Genomic DNA, 15307 nt, shown 5'->3' on the forward strand with positions numbered 1-15307 from the left:
GGGTACTGCCGGGGAACGGTTCAGCAGTTGTTGCTGACCGTGCTGGCCGCCATCAGGGCGGACTCCTCCTGAGAGGTCTCCAGCTCCTGCAGGTCGAGGATGGACTCCATGGTGTTCACCTCCTTTCACGGGTCGACGGGTAGACCCCGCCGGGTCGGCGGGACCACGTCTGGGTCGGGCGCTCGGCTCAGCGGCCCGCGGCCGGGACCGGGCGGGGGCCGAAGAACGGCAGGAACGGGGCGGTGCCGTCGATGGCCGCGGTGATCCCGAGCAGGACGCCCGCGGCGCCGGTCGCGAGGTCCGACGACAGCCGGTACGACTGCTCGCCGGCGAACGCCAGGTGCCCCCGGTAGGAGAGCGCGTGCCAGGCCAGGCGCTCCAGGTGCAGCTCCACCGCAGCCCTCGCCCCGCCCTTCGCGTCGCGGTGGGCCAGCCGGGAGACGACGGCCATCAGGCCCGAGCGGCCGTTCAGCAGGTGGGGCTCGACGACGAACTCCGCCTGGCAGGCGTGCCGGATGCCGGAGACGGCATCGGCGAGGGCCGGATCGTCCCGGTGCTCCAGCAGTTCGTCGGCGACGAGGGCGATGCCGCCGCTGCCGACATCGAGGTAGGCGAGAGTGCGGATGCCCCGGTCCGCCACCTGGAGGCTGCCGTTGCTCTGCGGCACGCATCCGGCCAGGTCCAGCCCGACCGCACGGACCGCGCGGTCGAGGTGGCGCTCGTCGCCGGTCGCCTCGTACAGCCGCAGCAGGAACAGCGCCGGGCCCGACCATCCGCGCATCAGCCCCGCCTGGGCGGTCCCGGGCGCACCCGGCAGCGTCGGGTCGTCGATGAGGGCCATGACCCGCTCGGCCAGGGCGGCGGCGCGACCGAGCAGGCGGTCGTCGCCGTAGTGCCTGGCCAGCGAGACGAGATTGAGTCCGACTCCGGCCATCCCCCGGAAGAGTCCCGGGTCGCGGAGCCGGTCGACGTTCGCGTCGGCCTGCTCCACGAGCTCCAGGGCCTCCTTGTCATGGCCGAACCCGGCGAGGACGTGGGCCGTTCCGTGGAGGCCGGTGTAGAACCCGGGCACGGGGTGGAGACCGCGCCGGACCTGGTCGAGCAGCCATTCCTCGTGCTGCGGGAAACGTCCCTGCCCCGCCGCGTCGAGAGCCCAGAGCACGCCGGCGGCGCCGTGGGCGAAGCAGGCTCCGTCCGCGGTGAACTGCTCGGAGTCCCCAGGGAAGAGGCGGTCCTGCCGGTGCGGCGTGGCGGTGGCCAGGATGCCCGTCGCCAGGGAACGGCGCACCGCGTCCCAGTCGGTGTCCGGGCCGCCCAGATCCACCTCGCAGGGCCGACCGAGGAGCTCCTCCCGGCGGCGGCGCAGCTCGGCCCGCCGTGGCGGTACCGGTCGCGCGCCGGCCGCGTCCGAGGGACGCGGCGGGGTCAGGCGTGCGGTGATCCGGTCGAGTACGCCGGGGGCGAGCAGGTGCCCGAAGCGCCGCCCGGCCGCGGCGACCCAGTCCAGCTCCCTGCCCGGCGACAGCGCGGCGAGCCGGTTGAGCGGGAGCAGGAACCAGGCCCGGAGCGCGGCGAGCGCGTAGTGGTCCACCGCGGGTCCGTGGATGCCGTCCGGCGCCAGGAAACCCTGGGCCCCGAGGGCGGAGCGGCCCTCAGGCTCGTCCGCCGCGAAGGCGGCCTCGAAGTCGATGAGGGAAATGCGCCCGTCCTCGGCGACGAGGATGTTGCCGGGGTGCAGGTCCCCGAAGACCACGCCCCGTGCGTGCAGGGCGTCGACGAGCTGCTCCACCCGGTCCGCCAGTGCCATGGCGCGGTCCACGTACGCGGCCTCCTCGGCCTGCCCCGAACCGGAGAACAGCAGCGGGTGGTAGGTGGCGAGCCAGAGCCACAGCATCTCGCCGCCGACGTACTCCATCGCGAGGAAGTGGTGGCCCCCGACGGTGAACCGGTCGTACAGCCGGGGTACGCCCTCGACGTCCGCGAGGCGCTCCAGGGCCCAGCCCTCGCGCTCCAGCCGGGCGACCGCGTCGCGGCCCCGGGAGTCCAGGCCGGCGCCGGGGCGCGCCTCCTTGAGGACGAGCTGGTGACCGTCCGACATGCGCTCGGCGAGGTAGACGCCGCCGCCGTTGGAGAAGTGCAGGGCCCGCAGCACGTAGTAGCCGTACGCGCGCAGCCCTTCCCCGGACGCCGGCTTGCGCTCGGTCAGGAAGGCGGGCACGTCCACCCAGTCGGGGGCGTACCGGCCCGGCTTGCGCTCGTCGGGTACGAGGGTGCCGTCGGGGCGGGCCACGGCGGGGACCCGGTGGCCGCGCTCGTCGACGAGGTACTGCTCGCGGAACGCGCCGTAACGGACGTGCAGGGGGCCCGCGTTCCAGCGGAGGTCGGTGAGCACGTGGGGGCCGGACCGGCCTCCCAGCACGGCGTCGAGGCCGTGGAGGGTCCGCTCCAGCTCCGCCTCGTCGGACGGGTAGACGGTGATGAGCTTGCCGCTGCCCTGTCGCGGCATGTACTTGGCATTGAACAGCTCGTACAGGTCGGCATCGCCGAGGAACTTGTGGGCGAGGCCGTGCGCGGTGCAGTAGTCGGAGACTGCGGTGACGGTGTCGTCGGCGTCCTCCCGGACAGCCGAGACGTGGATCTTCCAGCCCTGGTCAGGAAGGGACCCGGCCGGCGGCCGCAGGACCGTCCAAACACCCCGTCGCGTACGGGTCCAGCCCTGCGGGAGGTCGCGGACGGCCGCAGTGAACTCCCGTCCGCCGGCACGTGTTTCACCGGGCGATTCGTAGAACACAGGGTCCGCCCACCCGTACAGATGGCGCTGTTCAATCATCGTCTACCTAATTCCGAACAGGGTGAACCGAATTCATGGGCCGGGCACGGGAAGGAAGGGTCGGGTGCGGTGGTGAAGGAACGCGCGAAGGTGGATCACGCTGTTACTGCCCGCCGGCGCGCGACGTTTCCTCTTCCGGGGCCTGACCCGGCCGGATCGTCACGATGACCGGCCAGACGAGGCTGTAGATGAGGATCTTGGTCAACGGGTTCAACCACGCGAGGAGGGGCGCCCCGCGTTCGACACCCCCGACGAACCACGTCATGCCGAGCAGCAGTGCGCAACCCACCGCATAGGCCAGGAGGAATCGCAGCCATGAACGCCATTCCCGCAGGACGCGGGCCCGCCCGTAGAGGACCGGCCGTGGCTGTTCGGGGATCCCACCGAAGCGCCGCCCGAACTTGGCGTCCGCCCAGCACAGGGTGTCGTGCCCGAAAGCGACGGTGAACCCCAGATAGGCGGCGGAGAGCCCGTGCCAGATACCGACTTCCATACCGTCCTTCAGGCTGATGACCGTGGCGCCCAGCAGAACGATGTCGAGCAGGGGCACGCAGAGCAGAATGCCGCCACCGAGCCGCTTCCAGCCCTTGATGTAGCGGGCGCCCAGCCCGGCCGCCAACAGGACCCAGAAGAAGACGTCACAAGCAATGATCAGATACAGAATGGCTCGTTCACCTCTTGGCCTGTTTCTTTCCACCTGGCTGGAGTGCTGCGCTTTCCCGCCGGCAGAACCCAGTCTGCGGCTTGGCTCGTACCGGCGTCCTCCACCTTGGTAAGTACTTCCGGTAGTCCTTTAGTTGACCAACCCTATACCTACCCCCGAGTTTGGTACTCCCGCTCCCACCTGCGACGATCTGCGTGCAAGATGGCGACGCCTCGCGACTGGGGGCGTCCGCAGTAAGGGGGACATGTCATGGCCGTCAAGTTAGTAGTCTTCCACGAGGAAGACCTCGTACGGGCAGCGCTCTTGCAGATCCTTCAACGGTGGCCGGAAACAGAGGCAGTGGTGGAGGCTGCGGACGCCGACCAGGCTGTACGCGCCGCGGAGACCATCCAGCCCGCACTCGTCATCATGGAGGCAAACGGGAGGACGGCGGAACGGGCGGCCGTGATCCGGGCGATAAAACAGCAGAGCCACGCCGATGTTCTGATGCTCACCGAAGAGGGCCGAGATCGCGATGCGCTCCGGCTGCTGGGCTCCGGAGCCGTCGGCTGGTTGTACAGTAGCGCGACCGCCGATGAATTGATCCATGCCGCCCAACAGATAATCTCTGGAAACGGATTCATCGATCCGGCCGCCGTGCGTACACTGGTGGAATCTGTTGCCGACCACAACATTTCCACCGGCGAGCGCATGGACGAGGGGCGCCTCAGAAGCGAATTGACCTCGCGCGAGCTCGAGGTGATGGAATACGTCAGCCAAGGGCTGTCGAATCAGCAGATCGCCTCACGTCTCGCCGTGTCCGAGAACACCGTTAAGACGCACGTCAGTCGCACGCTCAACAAATTGGGAATGCGCAGCAGAGTAGAAGCCGCACTTGCCGTGCGTAGCCTCTTCGCACACTCCACGACTGACACCAGGTCAGTTGTACCGAAACAGAGGGGAAACAGTCCGACGTGTCCAGCATTACCGCTACTGAGAAGGTGTACGAGGCCGTGACGGCCCTGCTCGAGGAAATCGCCGAAGTGCCGGCCGACACCGTCTCCCGCGACAGCCACTTCCGGGACGACCTTGATGTCGACTCCCTGCTGATGGTCGAGCTCAGCGCCGCCATCGAGGACCAGTTCGGCGTGAACATCCCCGACGACGAGTACGGCTCCATCCAGACCGTCGGCAACCTCGTCGACATCATCAAGCGCGCCCAGGGCTGACGACCGCCCAGCAGCACTCGCGCGAAGGCGCCGGTGTCCGGAGCAGACCACTCCGGCCACCGGCGCCTTCGCCTCTCCGTCGGCGGCGCGGGCCCAGGGGGCGGAACCCGCGCGACCGTGGTGCGGCGGCTCACCCTTGCGCCGGACTCCGTTCGAGGACGTGCTGCGCGAAGCGCAAGGTGGTGACGAGGTCCGGCATGCCCGAGGCGATCTCGCCTCCCTTGTGGGCGGAGACGCCGGGCCGCGGGGGCACGACATGGAAGCCATCTTCCTGAAGGGCCTCCAGATTGCGCCGCACGGCAGGCCGCTCCAGAGTGCTCTCCGGGATGCTGGGCGCGATGACCACCGGGGCGCGCGTGGCGAGTACGGCGCTCAGCACCAGGCTGTCCGGCATGCCCAGTGCACACTTGGCGATGAAGGCCGTCGTCGCCGGCGCGACGATGACGAGGTCGGGCCACTCGGCAAGTTCGAGGTGGGGCACCACGCCCATGGACGTCCGCCACTCCGGGCCCTCTACGGGGGCCTGCGTGGCGGCGGCCAGGGCGTCGCGGGATACCAGCGCGGCAGCAGAGTGCGTCAGCCCGGCACGCAGCGACCAGCCATACCACATGCGCATGAGCAGGGCCCAGCTCGGCAGGCCGGTGACCCCGAAGGCGCCCGTCCCCACCAGGAGCACCCGACCGCGGGGCAGCGTGATCTCGGGCCGCCCGCGCTCTGCCGCGCCGGCACTGCGGGCAGCCCGTTCTCCGTCGGCTGGGGCTGCGTCCTGCATCGTCACCATGAGGCCTTTCCGAACTTTTTCGAGCGAACAGAAATCAAATTCCACTCGATCACGTGCGGAGCGTGCGGAAATCATCCGGGAAGGGTATCTTCGCGTCACCTTTCGAATGACAGCGGAAACCTTGCCCAGCAGGGCCGGGTTCCCCTAGCCTGCATATCCCAGGCTCTGAAGCGCGCAGGAGAGGGCACATGCACATTCCGGATTCCGGCATTCTCGATTCACTCGAAGAAGTGGTGGAGAGGGAATTGAACCGGCATCTCGCCTCGGCTCGGGAGTGGTTTCCGCACGAATACGTGCCCTGGAGCCGCGGTCGGGACTACGACGGCCCGCTGGCCGGCTCGGTCTGGTCTCCCGAGGACTCCCCCGTCTCCCGCGCGAGCCGCACCGCCTTGGTGGTGAACCTGCTGACGGAGGACAACCTCCCTTCCTACCACCACGAGTTGGCGGCAGCTCTGGGCCGGGACAACGTGTGGGGCGAGTGGCTGCACCGCTGGACCGCGGAGGAGGCCCGCCATTCCATCGTCATCCGCGACTACCTGCTGGCCTCGCGTGCCGTCGACCCGGTCGCCCTGGAGAGGGCCCGCATGCAGCACATGTCGCACCAATCCCGGGGCGACGAGGGCGGCGTACTGGACTCCATCGCCTATGTGACGATCCAGGAACTGGCCACGCGGGTCTCCCACCGGAATACCGGACAGCTCGCGGAAGACCCGGTATGCGATCGCATTCTGGCCCGCGTCGCGATGGACGAGAACCTCCACATGGTGTTCTACCGCAACGTGCTCGACGCTTCATTCTCCCTTTCCCCCGATCAGGCCATGCAGGCACTCAAGGACGTCGTGATCGGGTTCCACATGCCTGGCAGGGGAATGCCGGGATTCGAGCGGGCCTCGGCGAACATGGCGCTCGACGGCATCTACAACCTCCACATCCACCTCGAGGAGGTCGTCCAGCCGCTGCTGCGCAAGCTGAACGTCCTGTACCGCACGGATCTCGGCCCGCAGGGCCGCCGGGACCAGGACGAACTCGGCACCTTCCTGGCTGCGGCGGCGGAGCAGGCTCGGGCCTTCGAAGACCGCCGTGCCGCCATCCTCACCCGCCGCACGGCTCACGCCTGACGCGGCTGACGGGTCGGCGGTCATCAAGGCCCACGGCGAGGACGGCTCGGGCGATTGATGTCATTCGAGTCGGGCTGCAGCGCGCGTGGCGGAAGATCCCCCATGACTTCAGGCGAGCGATGCCGCGCTCAACCGGAGCGCGCGTGCGGGGCACGCCGTGCGTTCGGACATCCCGGAGAACACGGTGATCTACTGGAGCGTCGTCGCACACGACGGCGATGGCTGGGGTCCGTGGAGCAGCACCCGGTGTGAGTTCATGTACGACAAGTCCTTCCCGGGCAAGCCGGAGGTGTTCTCCTCGCGGTACCTGGCCGACAACACCTACCACGACGGTGTCGGCTTGGCCGGTAACTTCACCTTCTCGCCCAACCCGAATGACTCCGTGCCTGACGGGGACGTGGTCAAGTACCGATACTCCTTCGACGGCGAGCCCGTCGCGGAGGTAGCCAACTCCACGGGCGGCGGGGCGGCGTCCATGAACTGGACGCCCACCCGGTCTGGGCCGCACTGGGTCGACGTCACAGCGGTCGACCGTGCCGCTCACCCCAGCGCCACGGCCCGCTACACGTTCTACGTCGCCGGGGGCGCGGCGGCCGCGGCGCAGTGGAATCTCGCCGATGCGCCCGGCAGCGCCGCGGCCAAGGACGAGCAGGGCAAGTACCCCGCCGCCTACGGCACCGGCGTCACTCTCGGCGTCCCGGGCCCCGGCGGAAAGATCGACTCCGGCGCTCACTTCGACGGCACGGCGACAGCTGGATCGATGCGGGCAGCACCGTCCTGGACACCACCGTCGGTTTCACCGTCAGTGCCTGGGTCCGCCCGACCGACCTCAGCCGCGACATGACGATGGTCAGCCAGGACGGCACCGGCGAGCCCGGCTTCGTCCTCGGCTACGACGCCGCGGCCAAGAAGTGGAAGTTCACCATCCCCGTTGGCGACGTGGAGACGCTCGGCGAGTGGAAGGCCCTGGCCGACGCCACCGTGACCGCCGACCAGTGGGTCCTGCTCACCGGTCTCTACGACGGCACCGCCGGCAAGCTGCAGCTGTACGTCAACAGCGAGCTCAAGGGCGAGATGGTCCGCCGCTCCACCTGGAAGTCGTACGGCGCCCTGCAGATCGGCCGCCACATGACAGGCGAGCTCACGGAGCGCTTAGGGCTCGCAGAGAATCAACACACTGGTTTGATCTTCGGCTGAGTGGAAGCGGGGGCGAGGAAGGCGCTTACGTCTGCGGGAGTGCGGAAGCGTGCAGTGGACGCGGTGATGTGGCGTCCGTGCTGGTCCAGGAGCGGGCGGACCTCGGCGACTGCGTTGGTGATGGTGCTCCTGTCCACGTAGAAGAGCTCGCCGAGGAGTTCTTGGGTACCGAGTTTGCGCAGGTAGAGCACGGTGGCCAGGATCCGGTCGGGCGGGGCGAGCTTGTCCTTGGCACCCGCGCCGCGGGCTCGGCGGCGCTCGGTGCCACGCCGTGTGCAGCGGACCTGCTCGCGCAGCTCTGCCAGGGCCGGGGTCAGCTCGTTGACCAGGGCGTCCAGTTGCCCGCGTGTCATACCGGTCAGTTCGGGATCGCGGAGCGAGGCGGCATGAGGGCGAGCTGGTTCACCGGCCGGCGGTGTGGGCGTTTCCCCGCCGCTCTCGGCCGGGGGCCGGGGTGGGAGAGTGTGTACGGGATGGAGCGTGTAGTTCTAGTCGCCGTGGAAGCGGTGTCGGCTCATCGCCAGCGCGTCGACTTGGGCGTCGTCGACCTTCACGCCGGTGGGGTAGGGGTTGGTGTCGAGTTCGGCGCGGACTCTCAGTCCGGTGCGAGTGGTGTCGCCGCGATGCTGTTCACGATGACTTCATGGCTGGTCAGGGGCCTGCCGCGCCAGTTCATGGAGATGTGGGAGAACAGCCGGTGTTCGACCTTGTTCGATTTCGAAGTTCCTGGTGGTAGGTGACATACGGTGATGTCCAGGCCGGTTTCCGCGGCCAGGGCTGCGAGTTCGGTCTTCCAGGCGCGGGTTGGAGCCGCCCGCGTCGGCGGTGATCAGCAGTCGGGTGGCCGTGGGGTAACTGTCCTGCCCCTGGGCCCGCCACCAGCGGCGGATGGAGGCGGCCGCGAAGGCGGCGGTGTCGTGGTCGGTGCCGACGCTGACCCAGCCGGTGTTCGCGGTGGTGTCGTAGATTCCGTACGGGATCGCCTTGCCCGGCCCCTGGCGGTCCAGGAAGTCGTGCGTCTTGACCTGGACCGGCTCGCCCTGCGGCTTCCACTCATGTCCGGCGTTCTTGTACTGCCCGACCAGTTCTTTCTTCTTGGTGTCCACGCTGATCACCGGGTCTCCCGCGTCCATGTGATCGCGGGCCTGCTCGTTGATATAGCGGAACTGGGCGTCCCGGTCCGGGTGCTGTGCGCCCTCGATGGTCTTGGCGTTGGCCTGCAGGCTGAAGCCTTCCTCGCGCAGCAGGTCGCCGACCGTGTCCGCCGAGACGCGGTGGCCTTGCCGGGTGAGTTCGCCAGCGAGTTTGCGCGTCGACTTCACCGTCCAGCGCAGCGGCGACATCGGGTCCCCGCGCATGTCCGGCTCGACCAGCGACAGCAGTGCGGGCGCAGCCCAGGATCCACCTCGACGGCTCTCTTGCGGCCGCCGCCGGGACGACGGACCCGGCCCAGCGGCTCCGCACCCCCTTCCAACTCGTCCGCACCCTTGCGGACGGTGGTCTCGCTCATTCCGGCCGCCTGCCCGACGGCCCGGATCCCGCCATGTCCCAGGATCCGGGCCTCGGCCCCTATCAGTAGACGCCGCTGACGCTCATCCAGATGCGGGAACAACACCGCGAATCTCACGGCGAGTTGGTCACGAGACTCTTGCGATATGCGCATACCACATCAACGAGCCGAATCGCCGGAAGCAACACGTTGATTCTCTGCGAGCCCTAAGGGGCCCGCTGGTACATCCACGGCCGTGACGCCGCCTTCAACCGCCGGCGGCTGAAGGGCGCGGCGGGCTCCGGGCGCCTTGCCGACCCTTCACAGGCAGCTACGGAACGTGATCGCCGAGCGGGAGTCAGTCATCGCGCCCACAGGGCGAGCACGGACCGTCCAACCACACGGAAAGCCACCTCTTGGTCCGCGCCGAAATACCGGGCTCAAGAGGCGACCTTTCGCCCGTGACAACCCATCAGGAAATGTGTCTGGCGAGCGTCAAATGAGCGTCACGAGCGTCATTTCAGCGTCAAGATATCGCCCGTAACGCACGTACCGCACATAACGCACACTTGACGAAACAGCAGGTCAGAAGCCCTTCTCGACAGGCTCAAGGATCGCCACGCACTCCACGTGGTGCGTCATCGGGAAGAGGTCGAAGGCGCGGAGGGTGCGGACGCGGTAGCCGTGGTCGCGGAAGTAGGAGAGGTCGCGGGCCAGGGCTGCCGGGTCGCAGGCCACGTAGGCGATGCGGCGGGCGTGGAGGGAGGCCAGGTGGCGGACCGTCTGCTTGCCGGCGCCGGCGCGCGGGGGGTCCAGGACGATCAGGTCGCACTCGGTGATGCGGGTGCGCGGGAGGACCTGTTCGACCTTGCCCTGTTCGATGCGGACGCGCGGGAAGTCGGCCAGGTTGTGGCGGGCGTCCTCGACGGCGCGCTTGCCGGATTCGATGCCGAGGACGGCGCCCGTCTCGCCCAGGCGCTCGGCCAGGGCTCCGGCGAAGATGCCGACGCCGCAGTAGAGGTCGAGGGCCATCTCGCCCTTGCGCGGCATCAGGCCCTGCATGACGGCCTTGACCAGGGTGTCGGCGGCCTGCGGGTGGACCTGCCAGAAGCCGCCCATGCCGACCCGGTAGGTGCGGCCGTCGGAGCGCTCGCGGACGAAGGGGCGGCCGTGGACGCGGTGGACGCCGCCGTCCTTCTCCTCCACGCGCAGGACCGAGACCGGCTTGTCGAGCTCGACGAGCGGGAGGCGGCCGCCGGGGCGGGGGGTGAGGACCACCTGGCGGTCCTGGGAGCCCGAAGCCGCGATGGCCTCCACCGAGGCCATGGCCGGCCACTCGCGCTTCTCGATGCCGAGCTCCGTGACGCCCGGGGCGGCGATCATGCAGTGGTCGATGACCTGCACCTCGTGCGAACGGTGCTTGCGCAGGCCCGCGTGGCCGTCCTCGTCGATCGCGTACTGGACGCGGGTGCGCCACTGCGGCACCTGGCCGGCCGGCAGCTTGTCGCCCTCGGCCGGTACGACGGTGCCGTCCCAGCCGGCCTGCTCCGGGGTCAGCCCGGCGAGCCGCTGGAGCTGCTCGGCGACGACCTCGCCCTTGAGCCGGCGCTGCGCACCGGGCTTGGCGTGCTGCCAGTCGCAGCCGCCGCACTTGCCGGGGCCGGCGTACGGGCAGGGGGCCTCGACCCGGTCCTTGGAGGCCTCCAGGACCGTGATCGCGTCGGCGCGCAGGAAGCGGGAGTCCGCCTCGCCCTCGGTGACCTTGGCGATCACCTTCTCGCCGGGGAGGGTGTGGCGGACGAACAGGACGCGGCCGTCGGCGGTGCGGGCGATGCAGTGGCCGCCGTGGGCGACGGGGCCGACCTCGACCTCGTACTCCTCCCCGACCAGTGACTGCTGCTCCCCGCCGGCCGGTGACTGCTTCTGGTGCTGCGGGGTCATGGTGGGGTGGCTCTCCATAGTGCTGGGAAGTGTCGAAAGTGCTGGGAAGTGGCGAAGACGTGCGGCCGGGGCCGACCCACCAGTCTACGTGGGTTCGGCACCCGGCCGTTCATGCGATCATCCGCGGCCGCCTCGGGCAGGGCGCGGCTCACGCCTTGCCGGTCGGCTCCTTGCGGCGCGTGTCCACCGGGCCGCGGCGGACCGAGCCGGGGGCGTTCCAGTCCTGGCGCTTCTTCGCCCGCTTCTTGGCCGCTTCGGAGGAGGCGAGCTGGTACGGCACCGAGGTGACCATCACGCCGGGCGTGAAGAGCAGCCGGCCCTTCAGGCGCAGCGCGCTCTGGTTGTGCAGGAGGTGCTCGTACCAGTGGCCGACGACGTACTCGGGGATGTAGACGCTGACGGCGTCGCGCGGGTTCTCGGAGCGCAGGCCCTTGACGTACTCGACGACCGGGCGGGTGACCTCGCGGAACGGCGAGTCGAGGATCTTCAGCGGTACGTCGATGTTCCGCCGCTCCCACTCCGCCTTCAGGGCCTTGGTCTCGGCCGCGTCGACGCTGACGCTGAGCGCCTCCAGCTGGTTGGCGTGCAGCAGCTTGGCGTAGGCCAGGGCCCGCAGGGTGGGCTTGTGGAGCTTGGAGACCAGGACGACGGAGTGCACGCGCGAGGGGCGCACGTACTCGTCGGGCCGCTCCTCCGCGGCGGCGATCTCGCGGGAGACGTTGTCGTAATGCCGGCGGATCGCGCTCATGGTCCCGTAGAAGATCACCATGCCGAGCAGGGCGACCCACGCGCCGTGCGTGAACTTGGTGGCGAGGACGACGACCAGCACCAGCCCGGTGAAGGTGGCGCCGAAGGCGTTGATCGCGCGGGAGCGGAACATCCGGCGGCGCGCCGCGGTGTCCTTCTCGGTCTTCAGGTGCCGGTTCCAGTGCCGGACCATGCCGACCTGGCTGAGGGTGAAGGAGACGAAGACGCCGACGATGTAGAGCTGGATCAGCTTGGTGGAGTCGGCGTCGTAGACCCACACCAGCAGGATGGCGGCGCCCGCGAGGAGCACGATGCCGTTGGAGAAGGCGAGCCGGTCGCCGCGCGTGTGCAGCTGGCGCGGCAGGTAGCGGTCCTGGGCGAGGATCGAGCCGAGCAGCGGGAAGCCGTTGTACGCCGTGTTGGCGGCGAGGAACAGCACCAGGGCGGTGGCCGCGGCGAGCAGCACGAAGAAGAAGCTGCCGCTGCCGAAGACGGCCTCGGCGACCTGGGAGATCACCGGGTTCTGGACGTAGCTCTCGCCGACCGGGACCCCGTCGCGCAGCAGGTCGGCGGCGGGGTTCTCGGCCATCCGCACGTCGGTGGCCATGGCCAGGGCGATGATGCCGCAGAACATCACCACGGCCAGGGCGCCCATCAGCAGCAGCGTGGTGGCCGCGTTCTTGCTCTTGGGCTTGCGGAAGGCGGGTACGCCGTTGCTGATGGCCTCGACGCCGGTGAGCGCCGCACAGCCGGAGGAGAAGGCGCGCAGCAGCAGGAAGACCAGCGCGAAGCCGGCGATACCCGCGTGCTCCGCCTTGATCTCCAGGTCGGCGGTGGGGGCCTGCATGGTCTCGCCGAGGACGATGCCCTTCCAGGCGCCCCAGAGGATCATGATGAAGACGCCGGCGACGAAGACGTACGTCGGAATCGCGAAGAGGTTTCCGGATTCCTTCACCCCGCGCAGATTCATCAGCGTCAGGAGAAGGATCATGACGATTGCGCTGAGGACCTTGTGCTCGATGACGAAGTCCACCGCGGAGCCGAGGTTCTCCACACCGGAGGAGATGGACACGGCGACGGTCAGGACGTAGTCGACGAGCAGGGCGCTGGCGACGGTGAGGCCGGCCTTGGGGCCCAGGTTGGTGTTGGCGACCTCGTAGTCGCCGCCGCCGCTCGGGTAGGCGTGCACGTTCTGCCGGTAGGAGGCGACCACCGTGAACATCAGGACCACGACGGCGGCGGCGATCCAGGGGCTGTACTGGTACGCCGAGACGCCCGCGATCGACAGGACCAGGAGGACCTCGCCGGGGGCATATGCCACGGAGGAGAGGGGGTCGGAGGCGAAGACGGGGAGGGCGATCCGCTTGGGGAGGAGCGTCTCCCCGAGGCGGTCGCTGCGCAGCGCCCTGCCGATCAGGATCCGTTTGGGCACGTCGGTCAGTTTGGACACGGACAGGATCGTACGGGCTGGCGTTGGGCGTTCGAAATCGGCATGACGCACGACGCCCCGTGTGTAGCGTGGGAGGCGGTCTGAGACCCTGTTAAGCCTGAGCATGAACGAGGCTGGAATCGATACAGCCGCCGACAGCCGGAAGGACGGCCGTGCATATCGTCATTATGGGCTGCGGAAGGGTGGGCTCCGCCCTTGCGCAGACCTTGGAGCAGCAGGGGCATACGGTCGCCGTCGTCGACCAGGACCCCACCGCGTTCCGTCGGCTCGGAGCGGGGTTCGGCGGGCGCCGCGTCACCGGTGTCGGCTTCGACCAGGACACCCTGCGCGAGGCCGGCATCGAGGAGGCGGGCGCCTTCGCCGCCGTCAGCAGTGGTGACAATTCCAACATCATCGCCGCCCGCGTGGCGCGCGAGACGTTCGGCGTCGAGAACGTCGCCGCCCGGATCTACGACCCCCGCCGCGCCGAGGTCTACCAGCGCCTGGGCATCCCGACGGTCGCCACCGTCCGGTGGACCGCGGACCAGATGCTGCGCCGGCTGCTGCCCTCGGGGGCGGAGCCGCTGTGGCGCGACCCGAGCGGCGCGGTGCAGCTCGCCGAGGTGCACGCCTCCCCGGCCTGGATCGGCCACAAGGTGAGCCGGATCCAGGACGAGACCGGCGTCCGCGTCGCCTTCCTCACCCGGCTGGGCGAGGCCATGCTGCCGACGTCGCAGACGGTCCTGCAGGAGGGCGACCTCGTCCACGTGATGATGCGTACGGACGAGATCGACAAGGTCGAGGCGGCCTTCGCCGAGGGGCCCGAGGAGGCACACGCATGAGGGTCGCGATCGCCGGAGCGGGCGCGGTGGGACGTTCCATCGCGGGTGAGCTCCTGGAGAACGGCCACGAGGTGCTGCTCGTGGACAAGGCGCCGACCGCCATCTCGGTGGAGCGGGTGCCGCAGGCCGAGTGGCTGCTGGCCGACGCCTGCGAGATCACCTCGCTGGACGAGGCGGCGCTGCAGCGCTGCAACGTGGTCATCGCCGCCACCGGCGACGACAAGGTGAACCTGGTCGTCTCGCTGCTGGCCAAGACCGAGTACGGCGTCCCGCGCGTGGTCGCCCGGGTGAACAACCCGAAGAACGAGTGGCTCTTCAACGAGTCCTGGGGCGTCGACGTCGCGGTCTCCACGCCGCGCCTGATGTCGGCCCTGGTCGAGGAGGCGGTGAGCGTCGGCGACCTGGTGCGCCTGCTGCGCTTCAGCCACGGCGACGCCAACCTGGTGGAGCTGACGCTCCCGGCGGAGTCCTCCGTCGCGGGCACGCAGATCAGCGAGATCAGCTGGCCGCAGGACACCTCACTGGTCACCATCATCCGCGGCAACCGGGTCCTGACCCCGCACCCGGAGGAGACCCTGGAGGCGGGCGACGAGCTCCTCTTCGTGGCCGCCCAGGCCCGCGAGGAGCAGCTGGAGGAACTCCTCCAGGCCCGGCGCTAGCCGCACGTACGACGGCGACGCGCACGTGCGACGGCAACGCGAAGGGGGCGGGGACCATGCCGGTCCCCGCCCCCTTCCGCGTCGCCCCGGCTGCTCGCCTAGGGCCTGTTGTGAAAATGCTGGTCACAGCCATTCATTGATGGCTGCGACCAGCACGGTTGCTTCGTAGCGGACCGCGAGCTTGTCGTACCTCGTGGCGACGGCCCGGTGGCGCTTGAGGCGGTTGATCCCGCACTCGACGGCGTGCCGCTGCTTGTAGTCGTCCTTGTCGAACTTCGGCGGCCGCCCACCGCGGGAACCGCGCTTGAGGCGGTTGCGGACCCGGTCCGCGGGCACGGGAATGGTGGCCTTGATACCGCGTCTGCGCAGGTAGATGCGGTTGCTGCGGGAGTCGTACGCCTT

14 protein-coding genes and 1 pseudogene are annotated in these 15307 nt (G+C 69.3%); 7 read left to right on the forward strand and 8 right to left on the reverse strand.

Annotated elements, in window-relative coordinates; all coding sequences use genetic code 11:
* Positions 1 to 20 precede the first annotated feature (20 nt).
* The 3 genes from GPJ59_RS22710 to GPJ59_RS22720 form a co-directional block, all read right to left on the reverse strand.
* Entirely contained in the window at positions 21 to 110 is a 90-nt protein-coding gene (locus GPJ59_RS22710) for a class III lanthipeptide (protein WP_199838249.1), read from the reverse strand.
* A gap of 77 nt (positions 111 to 187) precedes the next feature.
* Positions 188 to 2830, reverse strand: a complete 2643-nt coding sequence (lanKC, locus tag GPJ59_RS22715; protein WP_219669234.1) for a class III lanthionine synthetase LanKC — start codon at positions 2828 to 2830, stop codon at positions 188 to 190.
* Between the two features lie 103 nt (positions 2831 to 2933).
* Positions 2934 to 3527, reverse strand: coding sequence for a hypothetical protein (locus GPJ59_RS22720; protein WP_219669236.1), 594 nt, complete (start codon positions 3525 to 3527; stop codon positions 2934 to 2936).
* Between the two features lie 216 nt (positions 3528 to 3743).
* Between GPJ59_RS22720 and GPJ59_RS22725 the strand changes: the two genes are divergently transcribed.
* Complete coding sequence (locus GPJ59_RS22725; RefSeq protein ID WP_219669238.1) at positions 3744 to 4490, forward strand: LuxR C-terminal-related transcriptional regulator; 747 nt, start codon at positions 3744 to 3746, stop codon at positions 4488 to 4490.
* Entirely contained in the window at positions 4487 to 4702 is a 216-nt protein-coding gene (locus GPJ59_RS22730; RefSeq protein WP_219669240.1) for an acyl carrier protein, read from the forward strand. Before GPJ59_RS22725 ends, GPJ59_RS22730 begins: the two co-directional genes overlap by 4 nt.
* Positions 4703 to 4832: 130 nt before the next feature.
* On the opposite strand, the gene GPJ59_RS22735 is transcribed toward GPJ59_RS22730, so the two are convergent.
* Positions 4833 to 5558, reverse strand: coding sequence for a flavoprotein (locus tag GPJ59_RS22735; protein WP_219669242.1), 726 nt, complete (start codon positions 5556 to 5558; stop codon positions 4833 to 4835).
* Positions 5559 to 5671: 113 nt separating this feature from the next.
* Here GPJ59_RS22735 and GPJ59_RS22740 point away from each other — a divergent pair, with 113 nt between their 5' ends.
* From GPJ59_RS22740 to GPJ59_RS22745, 3 genes are all read left to right on the forward strand, one after another.
* The gene (locus GPJ59_RS22740; RefSeq protein WP_219669251.1) at positions 5672 to 6601 is read left to right on the forward strand and encodes an acyl-ACP desaturase; all 930 of its coding nucleotides are present in this window, start codon (positions 5672 to 5674) and stop codon (positions 6599 to 6601) included.
* A 157-nt stretch (positions 6602 to 6758) separates the two neighbouring features.
* Positions 6759 to 7445: a hypothetical protein gene (locus tag GPJ59_RS37685; protein WP_258024776.1), complete on the forward strand. Its 687-nt coding sequence runs from the start codon at positions 6759 to 6761 to the stop codon at positions 7443 to 7445.
* On the forward strand, positions 7379 to 7798 hold the full coding sequence (locus tag GPJ59_RS22745) for a LamG domain-containing protein (protein ID WP_258024773.1): 420 nt from the start codon (positions 7379 to 7381) through the stop codon (positions 7796 to 7798). Before GPJ59_RS37685 ends, GPJ59_RS22745 begins: the two co-directional genes overlap by 67 nt.
* On the opposite strand, the pseudogene GPJ59_RS22755 reads toward GPJ59_RS22745, so the two are convergent.
* The 3 genes and pseudogenes from GPJ59_RS22755 to GPJ59_RS22765 all read right to left on the reverse strand — a co-directional run bounded on the left by GPJ59_RS22755 (position 7771) and on the right by GPJ59_RS22765 (position 13425).
* Positions 7771 to 9461 (reverse strand): annotated as a pseudogene (locus GPJ59_RS22755) (ISAzo13 family transposase). The gene GPJ59_RS22745 and the pseudogene GPJ59_RS22755 overlap by 28 nt on opposite strands.
* Positions 9462 to 9872: 411 nt before the next feature.
* Positions 9873 to 11228 (reverse strand): class I SAM-dependent RNA methyltransferase, encoded by a 1356-nt coding sequence (locus GPJ59_RS22760; RefSeq protein WP_219669269.1) that lies wholly within the window; start codon positions 11226 to 11228, stop codon positions 9873 to 9875.
* A gap of 148 nt (positions 11229 to 11376) precedes the next feature.
* Entirely contained in the window at positions 11377 to 13425 is a 2049-nt protein-coding gene (locus tag GPJ59_RS22765; RefSeq protein WP_219669271.1) for an APC family permease, read from the reverse strand.
* Positions 13426 to 13577: 152 nt separating this feature from the next.
* Between GPJ59_RS22765 and GPJ59_RS22770 the strand changes: the two genes are divergently transcribed.
* Together GPJ59_RS22770 and GPJ59_RS22775 are read left to right on the forward strand one after the other, a co-directional pair.
* Positions 13578 to 14246, forward strand: coding sequence for a potassium channel family protein (locus GPJ59_RS22770; RefSeq protein ID WP_219669273.1), 669 nt, complete (start codon positions 13578 to 13580; stop codon positions 14244 to 14246).
* Positions 14243 to 14905: a potassium channel family protein gene (locus tag GPJ59_RS22775; protein WP_219669274.1), complete on the forward strand. Its 663-nt coding sequence runs from the start codon at positions 14243 to 14245 to the stop codon at positions 14903 to 14905. The genes GPJ59_RS22770 and GPJ59_RS22775 overlap by 4 nt, the downstream gene beginning before the upstream one ends.
* Before the next feature lie 123 nt (positions 14906 to 15028).
* Here the strand turns inward: GPJ59_RS22775 and GPJ59_RS22780 are convergent.
* Positions 15029 to 15307: transposase (locus GPJ59_RS22780; RefSeq protein ID WP_219669276.1), on the reverse strand; the 279-nt coding region annotated here is incomplete at its 5' end.

Origin of the sequence: Streptomyces bambusae, assembly GCF_019400985.1 — a bacterium.
GTDB classification, from domain to species: domain Bacteria; phylum Actinomycetota; class Actinomycetes; order Streptomycetales; family Streptomycetaceae; genus Streptomyces; species Streptomyces bambusae_A.

Excerpts from the sequence above, each read along its gene's own strand:
- GPJ59_RS22735 (WP_219669242.1), bottom strand. The coding sequence starts at position 5,558 with ATGATTTCCGCACGCTCCGCACGTGATCGAGTGGAATTTGATTTCTGT.
- GPJ59_RS22725 (WP_219669238.1), top strand. The coding sequence starts at position 3,744 with ATGGCCGTCAAGTTAGTAGTCTTCCACGAGGAAGACCTCGTACGGGCA.
- lanKC (WP_219669234.1), bottom strand. The coding sequence starts at position 2,830 with ATGATTGAACAGCGCCATCTGTACGGGTGGGCGGACCCTGTGTTCTAC.
- GPJ59_RS22760 (WP_219669269.1), bottom strand. The coding sequence starts at position 11,228 with ATGACCCCGCAGCACCAGAAGCAGTCACCGGCCGGCGGGGAGCAGCAG.
- GPJ59_RS22710 (WP_199838249.1), bottom strand. The coding sequence starts at position 110 with ATGGAGTCCATCCTCGACCTGCAGGAGCTGGAGACCTCTCAGGAGGAG.
- GPJ59_RS22740 (WP_219669251.1), top strand. The coding sequence starts at position 5,672 with ATGCACATTCCGGATTCCGGCATTCTCGATTCACTCGAAGAAGTGGTG.
- GPJ59_RS22775 (WP_219669274.1), top strand. The coding sequence starts at position 14,243 with ATGAGGGTCGCGATCGCCGGAGCGGGCGCGGTGGGACGTTCCATCGCG.